The following is an 18,883-nucleotide window of genomic DNA, read 5'->3' as shown; positions in this document are numbered from 1 at the left end:
GCAGAATTGAAAGATATCTATCAAAACACACATCCTACTGCTCGCATTGTATCCAGGAATTTAATAGACCGTATTCATTTTCGATTTTTATCAGGGATGGAAGAAGGCATCTATTTTGAATTGATGATTCATGCCAAGCATATCTCCACTGTCCCTGAACAACTCTATTTTTATCGCTCGCGAAACGGATCACTCAGTACGACACCAAATCCTAAGGTAAATCAAAATTCAATGTTAAATAATATTACCTTAGGTAAAAGAAATCCAAATTATTCCGAATATTTTGCCTTCAAAGCGATTGAAGATTTACTTCAAATGACCGCAAACAGCATTAAAATCGGTGACAAAAAAGCCTATTCTGAAGCCGTAAGTTTACTTCGCTCAATGCACTACCTCAAGAATCCATACCTATCTACTTTTTATAAAAAAACTTTGCCATATCACCGCTACATAATAAAGGTATATCTATTGCCATCTAGTTATAAATTAGGACGACTTCTTAATCATTTTCTCTCAAATAGATAATAAATAGAATCACAACCACTCCTTAAACGGGTGGTTTAAATTTGAGATTTGAATAATTAACATCAGCCATTTCCAGAATCGTTCATACAATGTCCCATAATCCCAATCGAAATTCTTCATACTCTTTTACAATCCAGCAACAAGGACTATATCATGTGATACAGACTTACTAAATTTATGCTCGTGAAGAAGTCATCCATTAAAATGTTTTCTCCTCCATTCGCTCTACAATCGGCTTTAAAACCTATATTGTATTAGCTTTGGAGTTTTTTGTATTACTTTCGTCGCGTACCTTAGGTAGCGCGACGGACTAAGAGTTACAAAATTAACTGTACCGTAAATGGATACTATCGAAGTACTGTTCTCCCCCATTGTAGAGTAAAGGATAGCGCGAAAAGTCTAAGACGTATTTGAACTACTGACGAACAAAAAATATTATTGCTAAGCGAGATATCGTAAGAGAAAACATAGAAAAAAAGTACTTCAAGCACTGACTAGATCGATGAGATTATTCTGTCATTTATCCCAATTCGTTCGGAAAATGTTTACTCTTAGTCAAAATTATCTTGCTCAATAAGTTTTAATACAAATTCACCAGATTTAGGGTATCTAGAACAGTCAAATTTTCTGCTGAAAAAATGTCCATTTTTTTTCGCAAGCAATAATTCACTCTTATCTTTTTCTGAATCTGTCCAAACGTATGGATTTCCATCCCACCAATTGATATATCTAAGGTGCCCTTGAAATTCTCCCATGGCATTTGGAACTATCTCGTAATAATAAACATCTTCTACCAAATCATAATGATTGACTAAGGTTGGAATAAAAAGTTCATCTCCACAAAAAGATTTCTCAAATATCTGTTTTACTAATTCCTCATTTTCAAGAATAATCTTTACCATACGATTATCAATTGAAACCCAATTAGAAGCTTTTCCCAACTCCAATCCAAACTTTTTAAAGCAATCCACTTTTAAAATTCTATAGACGGATTTTTCAAGTTTCCTAAAAATACGATAACATATCCTAAAAAATAATGACTTTGAAGTCCTTTCTGTTATACGGGGAAAAATATAAGGGAAAGCTACCCTCTCATATATAGTAGGTGTGATCTCGGCTTTCTTTAAAAATAACTTATTGGGATGCTGATTAAAAAATTGATGGATAGCATCTTGAGATACTAATGGCAAATCATCACCTGAAATCAAGTGGTAATAGGAATACTCATAATTACTCGATGATGCTTTAAATAAAGAATATTCAGCCTCAATAAATGAATAATGTCCCCAATAAACAGCAATACGGTCTACAAAATATATTTTTGAGTTGAATGTAGCCTTCTGTATCTCGTTATATATATATGTGTATGCTTCTTTGTCAATTTTCTTATCAATATGTAGATAAATATCATTTCTAACATCATCTAAAAGAGAGATTAGAAATAATAATTGTTTAAAATTATGGTGGACCATAATTAAATATGCGTGTTTTCTTGTTTGATTTCCATTAATCTTTTTCATAATAATAGTAAGAATCCTTCTGGTCTTTTGCAACATCATTCATGACATAACCAATCAGTTTTGCTTCAACATTGTTCAAATTCCGTAAGCTTTTCTCAAGCTCGGTCTTTAAGACATAGCCTTGACGAACTACTAAAATCATTCCATCTACTTTTCTGGAAATAATCTGTGCATCCGTCACGCTATTAACAGGTGGTAAATCATAGATAACAAAATCAAAGTAGTTGGCCAAGTCTGTCATCAATTTACTCATATTTTCAGACTGCAAGAGTTCAGATGGATTTGGTGGAATAGGGCCTGAAGGAAGTACATACAAGTCTAGGTCCGTAAGATAATGTAAGTTTTGTGTAAAACGTCCCTCTTTTCCAATAACAAGATCCGTCAATCCTCGTTGATTAGAGACTTTAAAGGTCCGATGGACGGTTGGTTTTCGCAAATCAGCATCTACTATCAAAACTCTTTTACCAGTTGCAGCAAGACTATGTGCTAAGTTAGCTGAGACAGTAGATTTTCCTTCACCCGGTATAGAAGAGGTAATACCGATTGATTTGATTTTACCATTCAACTGTGCATACTCTAAGTTAGTCCGAAGAACTCGAATCTGCTCTGCATTCAAACTGGTTGGCTGGGTCGCTGAATAAAGCGGAGCCCCTTGCAATTGTTGCTTATTTAATTTTTTTTGTTTCTTTCTTCTTCCGAAAAACATTTGTAGAATCACTTTCTAGTATTATAAATTTGATTTGTAATTTGCGTCACTAATCTCTTTTGAAGTCATATCATATAATTCGGTCAAGAGTGTCAGGTTACGATTTTGTAACAAGGCATCATTTTTTACAGTTCGGTCAAAAAAATTTCTAGTAAGAATGAATCCAAATGAGAGAAAGACACCTGCTAGCACACCTGAAATACTATTTTTAATGATATTGGGTGACACCTTGTTACCATTGTAAGAGGCTGGGGAGAGAACCACAACCTTGCCAAAACCTTGACTATAAATTTCCTGCAAGGTTTGACTGAAAACTGTTGTAATTTCTTCAAGAACAGCTTGCGCTTCCTTTGCGTCATCCATCCTGAGCTTCACAACAAAAGCCTGGGAGTTTTCTGATTGAGCAAAGCTTAAACGCTCTTTCAATTCTGCTGCCGAATATTTACCATCAAACGTTTCCGATACCTTTCCAAGGACTGGCACTCCATAGAGAATATCACGATAGGTGGGAATCATTTCCAAATTTGTTCGGATAGAGTTTGCTGCCTGTACATAAGTATTACCACTACCAATATCAATCGGATCCTGGGCAACTAAGAGTTGAGCACTTGAATCATACTGAGGTTTCACTGCAAAATTTGCATACAAGCCCATAAGAAGACCACCAAATAGGGCACAAATGACAATCATAAGTGCATTCTTTTTAAATAGCTTGATCAAATCAAAAATATTCATAATGTCATCTGATTTCTTATTCATACATCTTTTACCTTTCTAAGTGTAAGGAATATATCTTTATTCCCTACCATTATAACAAATTTATTGCTAAAAAGTGTGCAAAAGAGCAGTATATCTATAAATTATTCCTTTCGATGCATTGCATAAAAATACTCCTACCCAGTTCTAACTGAATAGGAGAAAATGTTATTCCACCTCAACAATCCATCCTTCTGGCGCTTCAATATCACCAAACTGGATGCCTGTTAATTCTTCATACAATTTACGAGTGACAGGTCCTGCTTCTGTTTCGCTATGGAAAACATGGAGTTTGTCTGCAATCTGGACACCACCGATTGGCGAGATAACGGCTGCCGTTCCGCAGGCACCTGCTTCGACAAACTGGTCTAATTCTTCGACAAGGACTTCACGCTCCACAGCCTTCATCCCCAGACGATGCTTTGCCAAATACAAGAGAGAATACTTGGTAATGGACGGCAAGATGGATGGTGAAATCGGTGTGACAAACTCGTTATCAGCTGTAATCCCAAAGAAGTTAGCAGACCCTACTTCTTCAATCTTGGTGTGGGTGGCTGGGTCCAGGTAAATCACGTCTGAGAAGCCCTGTTTTTTGGCATACTGACCCGGTAAGAGCGATGCTGCATAATTACCGCCGACCTTGGCTGCCCCTGTACCGTTAGGTGCTGCACGGTCGTACTTGTCCTGAATGAGGAAGTTGGTCGGAGCAAGACCGCCCTTGAAGTAGTTGCCAACTGGCATGGCAAAAACGGTGAAAATATATTCCTCAGCAGGTTTTACGCCGATGATGTCACCGACGCCGATGAGGAGTGGGCGTAGATAAAGGGTACCACCAGTTCCATAGGGAGGAACGTAGTCTGCATTGGCTTTCACGACTTCTTTGCAAGCCTTGATGAAGAGTTCAGTCGGAACAGGCTCCATGAGCAAGCGGTCAGCTGTGCGTTGTAGGCGCTCGGCGTTCTGGTCAGGACGGAAGAGTTGGAGTTTTCCCTCCTTGGTGCGATAGGCCTTGAGGCCTTCAAAGGCCTGCTGTCCGTAGTGGAGGGCTGGTGAGCTTTCTGAAATGTGAAGTTCTGCATCTTCAGTCAACTGCCCTTCTGACCACTGACCGTTTTTGAAATGAGCGATGAAACGGTAAGGTAGTTTCATATAGGCAAAACCAAGGTTTTCCCAGTCGATGTTTACTGTCATATAGTTTCTCCAAAGGTATTTTTTATTATTTTACTACTTTTGAAAGTGATTCACAAGAAAAATTCAGAATATTTTGCAACATTAGAAAAAACCCGCCGGAGCGGGTTCGTTCTATATCCGTTAGTACCAACCAATCAGCTGGTGCAGCCATTCCTCAAAGGTAGGAAAGACTTTCATGGTAAGGACTATCAATACTAAGATAGTGAACAAAATAAGGAATTTCTTTTTCATTCTAAATACCTAATCAATCCAAGCCTTAAACACTTCCTCATCAGAAATGGTGTCTGAAATAAAACTGCCGTTGCTAGTGCGCTCAGACAGGTTGAGCTGAGTTACATCAACATCATAGAGTTTACCAGTTTTGGACTGGACATGAAGAACTTGACTAGTCGTTTCATCTTCATTTGCTGTACTAAAGAGATCAAAATCCCCCTGGTCCGTCAAGACTGGACCCGCCGCAAAGACACGGTGAGGCTTAGCCTTGAGCTCGCGAAGGACCTGCAGACCACGCTTGGCACGACTGGTCACAGGGATTTCCTCCGTCGCCATCCGCTTCAAACTACCACGCTGAGTAAGGAGATAGACAGAGCTGGTGTTGCTGATAAAGGCCGCAGCCACCACATCCTCATCCTTGAGGTTGACCGCCTTGACACCGGCCGCCTTGGCACCGATGATTGGCACTTCTTCGATATTAAATCGCAGAGCGTAGCCCTTTTCTGTCATGAGCATAATGTCGTCCAAGACCACAGGCGATACAGTAATAACCACATCTTCGGCATCTTTGAGTTTGGCATACTTGGTTGACTTGGACTTGTAAGTCCGCCATGGCGTGAACTCCTTCCGCTCCACACGCTTGATTTGACCGTATTTGGTCACCGCGAAATAAGTTCCCTCATCAAAATTTTCCACCAATTCAGCGAAGATAATCTCTTCATTGGTATCAAAGTTCATGAGAGTCTGGCTCAGGTGTTCTCCGATGTCCTTCCAACGAATATCTGTCAACTCATGGACAGGTCGGTAGATGACATTTCCAAGGTTGGTAAAGAGCAAGAGGTGCTGGGTTGTCTTGGCACTCTGCAAGAAAATCAGCTGATCGTCATCCCGCTTACCGACTTCTTCCACCGTTGAAGCACCGAAAGAACGCGGACTTGTCCGTTTGATGTAACCTGCCTTGGTTACGCTGACAAAGGTTTCTTCCTCGACAATCAAGCTGGCGGTATCAATCTCAATCGTTTCTGCCTGATCTTGCAATTCACTCAAACGAGGATTGCCAAACTGCTTCTTAACCTCACGCAGTTCCTTCTTCATGAGATTGAACATGGTTCGCTCATCGCCGATAATAGCTGCCAAGGTCTGAATCTGCTCGCGTAGGGCTGCTTCTTCATTTTCCAAGGTCACAATGTCGGTATTGGTCAAGCGGTAGAGTTGCAAGGTTACGATAGCCTCAGCCTGTTCCTCACTAAAATCATAGCTAATTTTCAAGTTTTCCTTGGCGTCAGCCTTGTTTTCAGAAGCACGGATAAGGGCAATAACGTCATCCAAAATAGATAAGACACGAATCAGCCCTTCTACGATATGCAGCCTTTTTTCTGCCTTTTCTTTATCGAACTTAGAACGAGCAATGATAATCTCACGGCGGTGAGCGATATAGCTAGATAAAATCTTCTGCAAGCCAACCTGACGCGGTGTGAAATTGTCAATCGCCACCATGTTAAAGTTGTAATTGATTTGCAGATCAGTGTATTTATAGAGGTAGTTGAGAATGATTTGCTCATCACTTTCTTTTTTCAGTTCAATGGCAATGCGCAACCCTGTACGGTCTGACTCATCACGCACTTCTGCAATTCCTGGGACCTTGTTATTCAGACGAATATCATCGATTTTCTTAACAAGATTAGCTTTGTTAACCTCGTAAGGAATCTCGGTAATGACGATCTGTTTTTTCCCTGCTTTTAAAGGTTCAATGTCACAACGACTACGAACAACAACACGACCCTTGCCTGTTTCATAGGCTTTTTTGATTTCGTCAGTCCCTTGGACAATAGCTCCTGTCGGAAAATCTGGTCCAGGTAAAAATTCCATCAATTTTTCTAATTTAGCTGATGGATGGTCAATCATATAAATAACAGCATCGATGACCTCTGCCAGATTATGTGGAGGGATGTCCGTCGCATACCCTGCTGAAATCCCTGTCGCTCCATTGACCAAGAGATTAGGGAAGGCAGCTGGAAGCACAGTGGGTTCTTTTTCCGTATCGTCAAAGTTCCATGCAAATGGCACCGTCTTTTTCTCGATGTCAGCCAACAGATAGCTCGCCATTTCCGAGAGACGAGCCTCGGTGTAACGCATAGCCGCAGGCGGATCGCCGTCCATGGAACCGTTGTTTCCATGCATCTCCACCAAAATCTCGCGGTTTTTCCAGTCCTGACTCATGCGGACCATGGCATCATAAATAGAGAAATCACCGTGCGGGTGAAAATTCCCCATAATATTCCCGACTGACTTGGCGGACTTGCGGTAACCCTTGTCAAAGGTATTGCCATCCTTATTCATAGAATAAAGAATCCGACGTTGCACGGGCTTGAGACCGTCACGAATGTCCGGCAAGGCCCGCTCCTGAATAATGTATTTGGAGTAGCGACCAAAACGCTCTCCCATGATGTCCTCAAGGGACATGTTTTGAATGTTGCTCATAGTTTTCTTCTTTTATTATTTTTTATGTAAAATAGCAGAGCTACTCTTCCGCCTTCCGCTGCCTTGCTTGCCAGTTTCTGAAATCATCCACATCTGACTTAACTAATTTGAGGCAGGCATTAAGGACAAAGGCATCATCCAGCAAACCTGGTCCGAATAGGAAATCAGGCAGGGCATCCAAAGGGCTGAAAAAGTAGATTAAGGCACCGATTGTAGCTAAGATAGCTCCTTTTGGTAAGGTCGTATATTCTCGCCTGACATAGCTTCTAACCATGGAAATCATCCCCGGAATGGCTGAAAACTTGTCCCCGCCAAATGGAAGTCGCGCCAATTTCTTCTCGATATCTTGTAGAAAATGTTCCAGTTTCCCTTGATCAGACAACAAGGCCTCCGCTCGCTCTCTGGTCTTAGACGATTTCCAGGTTTCAAGCGCCTGGTCAAATTTATCTTCCAATTCCTGTTTGTTTTTAAATGGCTTGCGCTTTCGAGCCCATTCAGACAACCGTTTTTGAAAACGGTCAGTTAATTTTACTCTTAGTGGCATAAAACACCTCACATGGTTTACTTGCGACAAAGTTACAAATCCTCTGTGCGATAGAGATTGTATCCTTCATAGTAATAGGAATGGTCGATACCTTTAAAATAAGTAGCCTGACCAAGATCTTCCGTCAAGGCTTGCAATAACAGATATTTAAGCTCTCCTGTTGACACATGGCTTCTAACCATGGCATTGAAATATTCATCTTTATCAATGCTATTCCAATCAACCACCTTTCCCAAACTATCCCGTAGCATACAATCCAACCAGATACGCATACTGCGTCCATTTCCTTCACGGAATGGGTGTGCAATATTCATATCCGCATATTTTTCAACGATTTCGTCAAAGGTTTCATGAGGTAGCTTGTCAATATAGGCCAAAGACTGCTCAAGAAAGATTCGTGGAGCAAATTGAAAATTATCTTTGGCAATGTTGACATCACGAATTTTACCTGCAAAGTCGTAAATATCCTCAAATAGAGCCTGATGAATGTGTGCCAAACCTGCAAAAGTCCCGACTTCAAGCTGGAATAATTGACCAGTTTCAAATAATAGGGCTGCTTTTTTCTTGCTGATTTGTTCTTCAAGACGGGCTAACTCAGCCGAATTTTCAATCCCCAATTTATTTTCTAAAACCATACTGCACCTCAACTTCCCTGAGATTATTTGGTAAAAGCTGTCGCTTCCTCCAAGGTAAACTTGACATTATCCTCAATCCACTTACGGCGTGGCTCGACCTTGTCGCCCATAAGGACGGATACACGGCGTTCAGCACGGGCTAGGTCTTCAATGGTGACACGGATGAGGGTACGGGTTTCAGGGTTCATGGTCGTTTCCCAGAGCTGATCGGCGTTCATCTCACCAAGACCCTTGTAGCGTTGAAGGATGAAGCCCTTGCCAAAATCCTTGCGGAGATCTTCTAATTCCCCATCAGACCAAGCATAAGCAATCTTCTCAGTCTTACCCTTGCCTTTGGACATCTTGTAGAGAGGCGGAAGGGCGATGTAAACCCGACCAGCTTCTACTAGCGGTCGCATATAGCGATAGAAGAAAGTCAGCAAGAGGGTCTGAATGTGGGCACCGTCCGTATCCGCATCGGTCATGATAATAATCTTGTCATAGTTGACATCTTCCAACGTAAAGTCTGAACCAACACCTGCACCAATGGTGTAAATCATGGTGTTGATTTCTTCGTTTTTGAGGATGTCCGCCATTTTAGCCTTGGCGGTATTGATGACCTTACCACGCAAAGGTAGAATGGCTTGGAACTTGCGGTCACGGCCTTGTTTGGCAGAGCCTCCGGCCGAATCTCCCTCGACCAGATAGAGTTCGTTTTTGGCTGGATTTTTGGACTGGGCTGGGGTTAATTTTCCTGATAAAAGCCCCTTGTCCTTCTTGTTTTTCTTACCGTTTCGGGATTCGTCACGCGCCTTACGCGCAGCCTCGCGGGCGTCACGCGCCTTAATGGCTTTACGAACTAGATTTGAAGCTAATTCCCCATTTTCCAAAAGGAAGAAGGTCAGCTTGTCTGATACAATGCCGTCCACCACAGGACGAGCAAGCGGGCTGCCCAGCTTGTCCTTGGTCTGCCCTTCGAACTGCAGATGCTCTTCTGGGACAAGGATAGAAAGGACCGCAGACAAACCTTCACGGTAGTCAGAGCCTTCCAAGTTCTTGTCCTTTTCCTTGAGCAAATTGGTCTTACGGGCGTAGTCGTTCATAGCCTTGGTAATGGCTAGTTTAAGACCTGTTTCGTGGGTACCGCCGTCCTTGGTCCGAACGTTGTTGACAAAGGACAGGATGTTATCTGAATAACCATCGTTGTACTGCATGGCAACTTGGACCTGGAAACCTGCATCTTCTCCTTCAAAATAGAGGACTGGTGTCAGAGTTTCCTTGTCTTCGTTGAGGTAGGATACAAAGTCCTGAACGCCATTTTCGTAGTGGTACTCCTCCTGCTCACCCGTCCGCTCATCTGTCAGGGTCATGGTGACTTGCTTGAGCAAGAAGGCTGACTCTTTCAAACGTTCGGCAATGGTGTTGAACTTGAAGTCCGTCGTTGAGAAGATAGTATCGTCAGGCATAAAGGTAACCTTTGTACCTGTTTTTGATTTTGGTGCGGTTCCAATCTTCTCTAGGGTCGTGACTGGCTTTCCGCCCTGCTCAAATCGTTGCTTGTAAACAGCACCGTCACGGGTAATTTCCACTTCCAACCAGCTGGACAGGGCATTGACCACCGAAGAACCAACCCCGTGCAGACCACCTGAAGTCTTGTAGCCCCCTTGACCGAACTTACCACCTGCGTGGAGAACGGTGAAGATAACTTCAACGGTTGGCTTGCCTGTAGCGTGCATACCAACGGGCATACCACGTCCTCGGTCGGAAACGGACAGACTGCCATCCTTGTTAATGGTCACATCAATCCGATCACCGAAACCAGACAGGGCTTCATCGACAGCGTTATCGACAATCTCCCAGACCATGTGGTGCAGACCGTTCCCATCTGTCGAGCCGATATACATACCAGGGCGTTTACGGACTGCATCCAGCCCTTCTAGTACTTGAATGGCATCATCATTATAGTTATTTATGTTAATCTCTTTCTTAGTCAAAACTGACCTCCATACTTGTCATCCTTACTATATTACAAGTTTTTGAGCATTTTTGCAAAATTTTTCTGCTAACTTTCGGCTGGAACAGCTAAGAAAACGCATTTGAGGAGAATTCAAAAGAAATTGTGCTATAATGGAAGCATGTTAGTCAATCTTATTTTATTATTCGTCGCATATTCATTAGGTTCTATTCCATCAGGACTTTGGATTGGTCAGGCTTTTTTTAAGATCAATATCCGGGAGCATGGTTCAGGCAATACTGGAACTACCAATACCTTCCGTATTCTTGGTAAGAAGGCGGGCACTGTGGTCTTCCTGATTGATTTCCTCAAGGGAACCTTGGCAGCACTGCTCCCAATTATTTTTCATGCCCAAGGAATTTCTCCGATTGTCTTTGGATTGATGGCTGTCTTAGGACATACTTTCCCCATCTTTGCCCAATTCAAAGGCGGAAAGGCTGTTGCCACATCTGCTGGTATGTTGTTGGGTGTCGCACCTGCTTTCTGCCTCTATCTGGTTGTCATCTTTGCTACTTCACTCTTTTTGACATCAATGGTGTCTTACTCAAGTGTATTGGCATCAGCTTTTGCAATCTTAGGAGCTCTGCTATTTCCAGTAATAGGAATCATCCTGCCAAGCTACGACTGGCTCTTCACTATCATCATCGTCTTTTTGGGCCTATTTGTCATTATCCGCCACAAGGAAAATATCCAGCGGATTTTGAAAAAAGAAGAAAATCTTGTCCCATTCGGACTCAATCTAACCAAACAGAAAAAGCGAGTTTAACCACTCGCTTTTAGTTTACATCAACTTGAACTACTTCTATTCTCTCCCCACCAAGCAAAATCAAATGGCAGTCTACACGATCTATCTTGTAGGCTTTTTTCAATGCCTCCGCATAGAGTTGCATTTGAGCTTGGTAACGTTGGCTGACTTGGCTTGGTTGGTCATACTTGTCTGTCTTGTAATCAAAGAGGACAATGTGATCATCATACAATAGGTAGCCATCGATAATCCCACGCAGGACAAATTGTTCATGTGATGCAGAATCTATCTGCAAACTTGCAAATGGAGCTTCTCGGTGGAGTTTGTCCGTATTGGCTAGAATTTCTCTTCCTAAGTCTGTATCAAAGAAATCCAAAATCATCTGAACATTGATTTTGTCTTTAACCGCTTGCTCAGCATGAACAGCTTCTAGGGCTTCTCTTACCGTATCTTCTGTCACCAACCAAGACAGATCCAAGCGTTGCATGAGTTCATGGACTGCTGAACCGACTTGGGCTCCAGTGATTTTTGGTTTCTTGGAGAAATCTGGCAAGTTGAAGGTCCGTTTGGGCTGGTATTTTTCCATAACTTCCATGCCTTCTTGTTCCAAAATAGGCTCATAGAGTTTCTTGATCTGACTTGGAGTCCGTAAACTTGGTAATTCTATAGCAGCCTTATAGCCTTCGTTCAACTCTTGGACAGAAGACAACTGGTCCAAGGCCTGGGCAATGTCTTCTGATTGACGAATATCTTTAAGGCTAGCGTCTTCTAGCTTACTCTTCAATGTCAGTTTACCAATCTTCTCCTCTGTCAAATCCTCATCCGTTACAAAGACTTTCTTGAAGTGCAAGTCTTCTCCTGAAAAGGCCTCATCAATGGCTAAAATCCAGTCTTGGAAGGTCGCCATGCTTTCACGTGTTGATTGGGCAAGTACGCCATCTTCCTTCTTACCATCGTATTTTTCAGCCAACTTGTCAGCATTGCCCTTTCCAACCAGATACAGCTTCTTCTCTGCACGCGTTAGTGCAACATAAAGCAACCGCATTTGTTCTGAAAGATTGGCAATTTTTAGCTCTTGGAGATTATTTTGATAAGGGAGGGTATTCATTAAGACTCGCACCTGAGGCAATGGGCTAGTTACCTTATCTTTCATATCCGCTAAATATTGGATACCTAGACCATTTTTCCGGCTGATAATGACTGACTGGTAATGGTCTTCCAAGTTGAATCGCTTATCGATGTTCATGAGGAAGACATACTTGAACTCCAAACCTTTTGACTTATGAATGGTCATCAGCTGAACAGCATTTTGCGGTAGAAACTCTTGTACATCTGCCAAATCCTTGTCATTTGCTAAGGCACGGTCAATCATGGCGATGAAGCGGGACAAGCCCTTGTAACCTGTTTTTTCAAACTGGTTGGCACGCAGACCAAGTGCGTATAGATTGGCCTGACGCTTGCTGCCATTTGGAAGAGCACCAACATAGTCATAGTAGAATTTTTCATTGAAAATCTTCCAAATCAGGTCATAAATAGAATGCAGTTTGGCATAGGCACGCCAGTTTTCCAAAATAGACAAGAAATCCTTGATTTTCTTCTTCAACTCTCCTGACATGAGTTCAGGATGTTGCCCATTTGTTTGCTGGGCTATTTCCATTTTCTGGTAAAAGAAACCTGTCCCAGCCTGCAAGGAAATCCGTGTCAGCTCATCCTCATCGAATCGGAACATAGGCGATTTAAGCAGGGCAACCAAGGCATAGTCATTGAGTGGATTATTGATAACCCGCAAGGTATCCAGCATGATCATGACTTCTAAAGATTGCAGATAGGAGGCTGCTCCACCATCTGCCACAATAGGAATCCCATGTTTTTCAAAAATGGACATAATGAGGTCATTGTGCGTCCGTTTTTGCACCAAGAGAGTGATGTCCTTGAAGTCTGCTCCTTCTTCATTGTGAAGGCGAATAATCTCTTTTGCAACGACCTCAATTTCACCAGCAGTCAGAGGTGTTTCCTCCTCAGCATCCTTTGAAGAATTTGCGCTATCCTGCTGATCGTAAATCAAGTATTCCATCTCATGCTTGGGCTGGGCAATTTTTTGACCAGGACTACCAGCTACTAGACTGTGGGTTTCGTCATACTTGATTTCCCCTACTTGACGGTCCATCAGGCGCGTGAAAATGGCATTTGTCGCCTCCAAGACCTCAATCTGACTACGGAAATTTTCCTTGAGCAAAATCAATTTCCCAGCCTGAGGATTGGCCTGATACAGTTCAAATTTCTCTTGGAAAATCATCGGATCCGCCTGACGGAATCGATAGATGGACTGCTTAATATCGCCCACCATAAAGCGGTTGTGACCGTTAGACAGCAGGTCCAGCATTCGCTCTTGGCTATGGTTGTTATCCTGGTACTCGTCCACCATGACTTCGTGGTATTTTTCTTGGAAAAACTGGCGAATGTCCGCATTTTCTTCTAAAATACGAATAGCGAAGTGCCCAATATCGCCAAATTCAAAAGCTGCTTCCTTGATTTTGACATCCAGATAAGCCTGCGAAAAATCCAAGACAAAGTCACGTAACAATATCAGCAGTGGCAAAGCTTGAACCTGATAATCTTTCAGCAGGGTTAATTCATAAACTTCCTGACCCAAATCTCGTAGTCCTGAGATGATCTGGCTCTTGCCAGCATTGTATTCTTCTTTAAAGGCTATCAAATGCTCATCTTTTGGTCGATTAGCATTGGTCAGGCCCTTGCCTCTGGACTGGTCGTTGATGAGAAGGACTTTTTCAACCCGTTCCATCAAGTCCTTCTGGTCCAGACTATCTAAACCTGTCAACAAATCCAAAACTTCTTCCACATTGGCAAAATACTTAGCGGAACCAAAGTCATTTCTACCCCATTCCACATGGTAGCGGAAGAAATCTGCAGCTTGATAGAGCTTGTCTAACACTTTTTCCTTAAAACCTTGCTCTAAGATCTGCTCTATACGCTCTTGACTGTACAAATCAGCTTGAACAGCCTGCTCTTTCAGCCATTTAGTTGGACTGCTCGTCGATTGGCTAAAATCATGCACCTGATAAACAACCTGACGAAAACCACTGTTATCCTTACGGTTGCCCGAAAAATTGCGAACCAGTTTGCGGAATGCACCACTTTCATCCTCTTCGAGATATTCTGCAAAAAGCTGATCAAAAACCTCTTTTTTCAGACTTGCTTTTTCAGTCTCATCCTGTAAAATCCGAAACTGCGGAGAAATACCAAGGCTATAACCGTAGGTTGTGACCAATTTCTGCGTAAAGGAGTCCATGGTCCCAATATCCGCCTTGGTCAAATCCGCCAACTGGGCAGATAAATGCCGACGCAATTCCATATCTGTCGTCTCCGCAATGGTTTCGTTGAGATTTTTCTCAATCCGCTCCTTCAATTCACCAGCCGCTTTGACTGTAAAGGTCGAGATAAAGAGCTGGTCGATTCCCACACCACGCTTCAACTTATCCAAAATCCGTTGAACCATAACAAAGGTCTTTCCTGACCCAGCCGATGCAGAGACCAGAACATTCTGACCATGCGTGTAGATGGCTTCAATCTGCTCAGGTGTGCGTTTTTGCTTTTTATCAGAATTGGCTTCCGCCAGCTGCACAGCCTTGATTTCTTCCGCGCTTAAAAATTCTTCAAAAACCATTAGTCCTGACCTCCTTTCATTCGTTCCATCCAATCTTGACGCTTGGCCTCTTTGACCAACCGCCGTGCCATGCCCATATGCCGATCCGCCTCAAAACCAGTGATTGCCTTTAGCTGCTCACCTGCTACCGAGCGACCATCTTTGGTATAAGGGTTAATAGCAAAGCGACCATCCAGGATGTCCTTGGCAGCTTGTTTATAGAGATCTTGGTTGTGGTTCAATAAAACCGCAAACTCTTCTTCCGTGTAGAGTTGGTTACGAGTCTGATAAAAATGATTGAGCCCCAGACTTCCCTCCTTCAAGAAAAGCCCCTTGTAAACCAAGCTCGTATTGGCAGCTCCTTCTAGCTGTTCTAAATTCTTCGTATCCTTTAATTTGATAATCGGATCCTGCAAATGTAAGTACATAGCCCCAAAAACTGGTTTATCCCTGGTTTCATCCAGCTCTTGTAAGGCTGCCAAGTAGGTCACCAACTGAGGTTTGAGACCATTATAAAAATCCCCAACTGAAAAAGATTGGTCGCTGGACTTGTAATCCACAACACCGACAGCCTGATTGATTTGTAAGGTATCCAAGCGGTCAATTGTACCATTTACATGCACACTCTTGCCATTTTGAAGGTCAAAAACCAGCGCCCTATCCTGACGGAAACTCTTTTCCTGACCATCAATTTCAACCAAATCATTATCCCGCAAAATAGTCGCACTGGAACGAGCAATCTTATCCAGCACCTCTTCCGTATAGCGAGCATCCGCATCTTGGTTATAAAACATAGCAAATTCTGCCTCGTCACGCGTACGCAGGATGGCCTTGTCCACTTTTTGATCAAAATCTAGATCAGATTGGTCCATGACCACTCGTTCAAAAATCCGATGCAAGAACAAACCATGCTGAAAGGCAGTAGGATGGATGGATTCTTGCTCCCGCAATCGCAGAACATTGCGGACAAAGTAAAGATATTGGTTATTGTAGAAATTGGTCAAGCTGGATGCAGAAAGATTGAGTGGCTTATCCTCTGGATATAAAGCAGCCAAGGTATCAGCTGCAAGCTGTTTAGAAGTAATTTCGCCAGTAATGGTCGGAATTTCAATGCCTTGCGACTCCAATTTCTTCTTCAAATGGCGAACCAAGACTGTCCAGAAGGCCGTCTGCCCTTCCCATTCTTCATTATCAAGAGAGGGGCTTTCTGACTCAATCAATCGGGATAAGAGACTCTTGTAGTGGCCGATGTCTTGCGGACTAAGTGATTTAATCCGACCACGTTCTTCGGATTTCAGTCCCATTTCCTTCAAAATCTTAATGTATGGTGACAGACTATCTTCACCTTCGTTATAAATCTGAGGACTTGAAATAACTAACTGTTCCGTCGCAGCATTCAGCAGAGACATCATGGTTGCATGGTTCTTCTTGATATTCTCTCGACTGACCAAATCAAAACGTGAAGAACTAGCCGAAACAAGATTGACTTTTTCCATCTCTTCTTCTGTCAATAGACTGGTATTCTTGGCAACTTTTGGAAAATTGGACTGGCCCATTCCGATAGCATAAACATACTTAGCAGTGTGTGGCTCGATCAAATCATAGGATTTGACATTGACTACATCAACTGTTGCAGGAACGGTACGATAGTGACTGGCCAGCATGCCAGCCTGTAAAATAGCCAGAAAATCATCCATTTTCAATTTTTCTTTTCCGAAAATCTGATGAAAATTCTCTAGAATATGGGTAAAACTTTTCCAGACCTGCTCTTCTTTTTCTTGCTCTACTTCACTCAAATTTCGAGACATTTTTTCCATATTTTTAGGAAGCTCAATTGCCTCCAAAAATGCCATAAATTTCTCAAGCAAGGCAGTTCCAGATTGTGGTCCAGCCTTAAACAGCTGGTTCAAAGGCTCCATAATCTTAGCACGCAGGGGTTCCAAGACAGTCAAATCATAGACAAGCCTTTTCTCCTTGATGACTTCAGCATCATAGTCTGCTCTGCCATTGACCGAAAAAGCCCTCGAAAAAGCAGCCTGCCCCTTCATATCCGCAAAAAGGATGTAAGACTCAAATAGGTCCAGCTCCTTTTGGGAAATGCTGGCGTACAAACCAGATTTGAGGAGATTGAGCAGGTCTTCCACTCGGAAACGATAGCGGCGCAAGCGCTCCAAGGACTCCACAAAATGGACCAGGGGATGATGACTCATCTCCTCTGCCTTACCGAAATAGTAAGGAATCTCATACTTGTCAAAAATCTTGCCAATCTGCAACTTGTAGCTATCCACATCACCCAAGAGCAACAAGATGTCTTTATAGCGAGCCCCTTGATGCACATGCTGACGAATGGCAGTTGCCACCTGCTCCAACTCTTCCTTCTGGTTCACCACTTCCCAGAGTAACACTCTCTTCTTGTCTTCCTCAGACAATTCCAATTGTGTACCGCTGTAATCGTAAACGGATTCCATATTCTTTGAAAATTTACCAATACTGTCCAAGACTGGCTCTTGACCAATATATGTAGCCTTGGTCTGGAACTGTGCTGATAACTGGCGTAAAAAGTCAACATTTGCTTGATAGACATTGCCTTCCGTATAGGCGGCTTGCACAGCTTTCTTGCTGGCATAGGCTCCAATCAGGATTTCCGATACCCGTTCATTTAAAGCACTAACTAAAGCTTCTTCTTCTGCCGAAAAACGAGAAAATCCGTCTACCACCAGCACAATGTTTTTCAACTGCTCATCCAACTGACCAGTTTCCACCAAGCTCGTCAGCTGTGCTAATTTAGACTGATGCTCAAAGCCTTCTTTGGACAAAATATCTGTTACAGCCAGAAAAATCTTCACCAAATCAGCCTGCTTATCTGGTGACTCCATGGCTTCCAAGTCTAAAATAGACATATTTGCCCGTTGCAATTCTTTGTATAAAGCAACTAGCTGGTTAATAAACCCAAAATCTGTCTGTAAACGACCATAGACTTTCAAGTCGCCGTCTTTAAATTGCGATAGAACACGCAAGAAAATCATAGCAAGACCAACATCATCCAGCGGTTGACCTGCTTCTTTCCTATCAATCATCAAATAGCGGGCCAATTGCCCAAAACGGGTCACGATAATATCAAAGGTTGCCTGTTCAGGCAGGTATTTCAAGACCTTGCGTTCCATCTCAAAGGACAAAGAGTTAGGAGCAATGTAAAAAACTCGCTTACCTTCCTTAGCAAATTCTGCTGCAGTATCCGTTAAATACTGCGTCAGAGGATTGCGAATATCTGTATAGACTAATTTCATCTAACCACCCATACTTTCATAAAATATACTACGTCTAGTATAACAAAAAAATGGTCCAAAGGACCATTTTTCCGAAAAGTCGATACTTTTCTTAGCTATTTAATCTTATATAGTGAAGGGGGAATTCCTTTTACTACTAAAACTAATTAGTCTTCGTTGCGACGACGTTTACCTGCAAGAGCAAGTGCTGCAACAAGCATACCGGCACCAAGAACTGTTGCTGATGATGAAGCTTCACCTGTGTTTGGCAATTGAGCTGCACCAGCCTTAGCAGGAGTTGCTGGAGCTGATGGTTTAGCAGGCGCTGAAGGAGCCTGTGGTTTTGGTGCAACAGGGTTGCTTACCTTACGGTAAACATGGTATGTATTACCATCGCCATCAGTGTATGTCTTACCTGTGAACTCGTAGCCTGGGATTGACTTGTTAGGTGTTGTACCATCTTCTTGCGGTGCGATTGGGTTACCGTTTTCGTCAACGTGGTTTGTCACAACTTTCTTAGCAGGTGTTTCAACCTTGCGGTAGATGTGAGTTGTGTTACCATCTGGATCTGTTACAGTCTTACCTGTGAACTCGTAGCCTGGGATTGACTTGTTAGGTGTTGTACCCTCTTCTTGCGGTGCAAT

Annotated in this window: 13 protein-coding genes; 2 read left to right on the top strand and 11 right to left on the bottom strand. The window is 42.7% G+C overall.

Annotated elements, in window-relative coordinates; all coding sequences use genetic code 11:
- Positions 1–6: 6 nt before the first annotated feature.
- A complete protein-coding gene (locus tag C1G49_RS04470; protein ID WP_105124771.1) occupies positions 7–525 on the top strand; it encodes a hypothetical protein in 519 nt (172 codons plus the stop codon).
- Positions 526–1,076: 551 nt separating this feature from the next.
- Here the strand turns inward: C1G49_RS04470 and C1G49_RS04465 are convergent.
- From C1G49_RS04465 to parE, 8 genes are all read right to left on the bottom strand, one after another.
- Entirely contained in the window at positions 1,077–2,045 is a 969-nt protein-coding gene (locus C1G49_RS04465; protein WP_202971640.1) for a beta-1,6-N-acetylglucosaminyltransferase, read from the bottom strand.
- Entirely contained in the window at positions 2,032–2,751 is a 720-nt protein-coding gene (locus C1G49_RS04460) for a CpsD/CapB family tyrosine-protein kinase (protein WP_105124770.1), read from the bottom strand. Before C1G49_RS04460 ends, C1G49_RS04465 begins: the two co-directional genes overlap by 14 nt.
- 21 nt (positions 2,752–2,772) lie before the next feature.
- Positions 2,773–3,510 (bottom strand): YveK family protein, encoded by a 738-nt coding sequence (locus C1G49_RS04455; RefSeq protein ID WP_105124769.1) that lies wholly within the window; start codon positions 3,508–3,510, stop codon positions 2,773–2,775.
- A 165-nt stretch (positions 3,511–3,675) separates the two neighbouring features.
- Positions 3,676–4,698 carry a branched-chain amino acid aminotransferase gene (locus tag C1G49_RS04450; RefSeq protein WP_105124768.1) on the bottom strand — a complete coding sequence of 341 codons (1,023 nt, stop codon included), beginning with the start codon at positions 4,696–4,698 and terminating at the stop codon, positions 3,676–3,678.
- Positions 4,699–4,938: 240 nt separating this feature from the next.
- Positions 4,939–7,392 carry a DNA topoisomerase IV subunit A gene (gene parC, locus C1G49_RS04445; protein WP_105124767.1) on the bottom strand — a complete coding sequence of 818 codons (2,454 nt, stop codon included), beginning with the start codon at positions 7,390–7,392 and terminating at the stop codon, positions 4,939–4,941.
- A gap of 40 nt (positions 7,393–7,432) precedes the next feature.
- A complete protein-coding gene (locus C1G49_RS04440; protein ID WP_105124766.1) occupies positions 7,433–7,936 on the bottom strand; it encodes a YkvA family protein in 504 nt (167 codons plus the stop codon).
- Positions 7,937–7,968: 32 nt separating this feature from the next.
- Positions 7,969–8,571: a protein adenylyltransferase Fic gene (gene fic, locus C1G49_RS04435; protein WP_105124765.1), complete on the bottom strand. Its 603-nt coding sequence runs from the start codon at positions 8,569–8,571 to the stop codon at positions 7,969–7,971.
- A 23-nt stretch (positions 8,572–8,594) separates the two neighbouring features.
- On the bottom strand, positions 8,595–10,544 hold the full coding sequence (gene parE / locus C1G49_RS04430; RefSeq protein ID WP_024377843.1) for a DNA topoisomerase IV subunit B: 1,950 nt from the start codon (positions 10,542–10,544) through the stop codon (positions 8,595–8,597).
- A gap of 141 nt (positions 10,545–10,685) precedes the next feature.
- Here parE and plsY point away from each other — a divergent pair, with 141 nt between their 5' ends.
- Positions 10,686–11,330, top strand: a complete 645-nt coding sequence (gene plsY, locus C1G49_RS04425; protein WP_105124764.1) for a glycerol-3-phosphate 1-O-acyltransferase PlsY — start codon at positions 10,686–10,688, stop codon at positions 11,328–11,330.
- Positions 11,331–11,340: 10 nt separating this feature from the next.
- Here the strand turns inward: plsY and addA are convergent, their stop codons facing one another.
- The 3 genes from addA to C1G49_RS04410 all read right to left on the bottom strand — a co-directional run.
- A complete protein-coding gene (addA, locus tag C1G49_RS04420) occupies positions 11,341–14,994 on the bottom strand; it encodes a helicase-exonuclease AddAB subunit AddA (protein WP_161942081.1) in 3,654 nt (1,217 codons plus the stop codon).
- The gene (gene rexB / locus C1G49_RS04415) at positions 14,994–18,260 is read right to left on the bottom strand and encodes an ATP-dependent nuclease subunit B (RefSeq protein ID WP_105124762.1); all 3,267 of its coding nucleotides are present in this window, start codon (positions 18,258–18,260) and stop codon (positions 14,994–14,996) included. The genes addA and rexB overlap by 1 nt, the downstream gene beginning before the upstream one ends.
- A 146-nt stretch (positions 18,261–18,406) precedes the next feature.
- The coding region (locus tag C1G49_RS04410; RefSeq protein ID WP_153048219.1) for an LPXTG cell wall anchor domain-containing protein at positions 18,407–18,883 on the bottom strand (477 nt) is incomplete at its 5' end.

Source organism: Streptococcus suis, from assembly GCF_002960625.1.
Classification (GTDB): Bacteria; Bacillota; Bacilli; order Lactobacillales; family Streptococcaceae; genus Streptococcus; species Streptococcus suis_T.
Note: the sequence above shows the minus strand (reverse complement) of the source record. Positions and strands in the feature narration are given on the sequence as shown.

What these genes read in the sequence shown, in the direction of transcription:
- C1G49_RS04455 (WP_105124769.1), bottom strand. Translation starts at nt 3,510, where the DNA reads ATGAATAAGAAATCAGATGACATTATGAATATTTTTGATTTGATCAAG.
- C1G49_RS04460 (WP_105124770.1), bottom strand. Translation starts at nt 2,751, where the DNA reads ATGTTTTTCGGAAGAAGAAAGAAACAAAAAAAATTAAATAAGCAACAA.
- C1G49_RS04450 (WP_105124768.1), bottom strand. Translation starts at nt 4,698, where the DNA reads ATGACAGTAAACATCGACTGGGAAAACCTTGGTTTTGCCTATATGAAA.
- C1G49_RS04440 (WP_105124766.1), bottom strand. Translation starts at nt 7,936, where the DNA reads ATGCCACTAAGAGTAAAATTAACTGACCGTTTTCAAAAACGGTTGTCT.
- rexB (WP_105124762.1), bottom strand. Translation starts at nt 18,260, where the DNA reads ATGAAATTAGTCTATACAGATATTCGCAATCCTCTGACGCAGTATTTA.
- parC (WP_105124767.1), bottom strand. Translation starts at nt 7,392, where the DNA reads ATGAGCAACATTCAAAACATGTCCCTTGAGGACATCATGGGAGAGCGT.
- addA (WP_161942081.1), bottom strand. Translation starts at nt 14,994, where the DNA reads ATGGTTTTTGAAGAATTTTTAAGCGCGGAAGAAATCAAGGCTGTGCAG.
- C1G49_RS04465 (WP_202971640.1), bottom strand. Translation starts at nt 2,045, where the DNA reads ATGAAAAAGATTAATGGAAATCAAACAAGAAAACACGCATATTTAATT.
- fic (WP_105124765.1), bottom strand. Translation starts at nt 8,571, where the DNA reads ATGGTTTTAGAAAATAAATTGGGGATTGAAAATTCGGCTGAGTTAGCC.
- plsY (WP_105124764.1), top strand. Translation starts at nt 10,686, where the DNA reads ATGTTAGTCAATCTTATTTTATTATTCGTCGCATATTCATTAGGTTCT.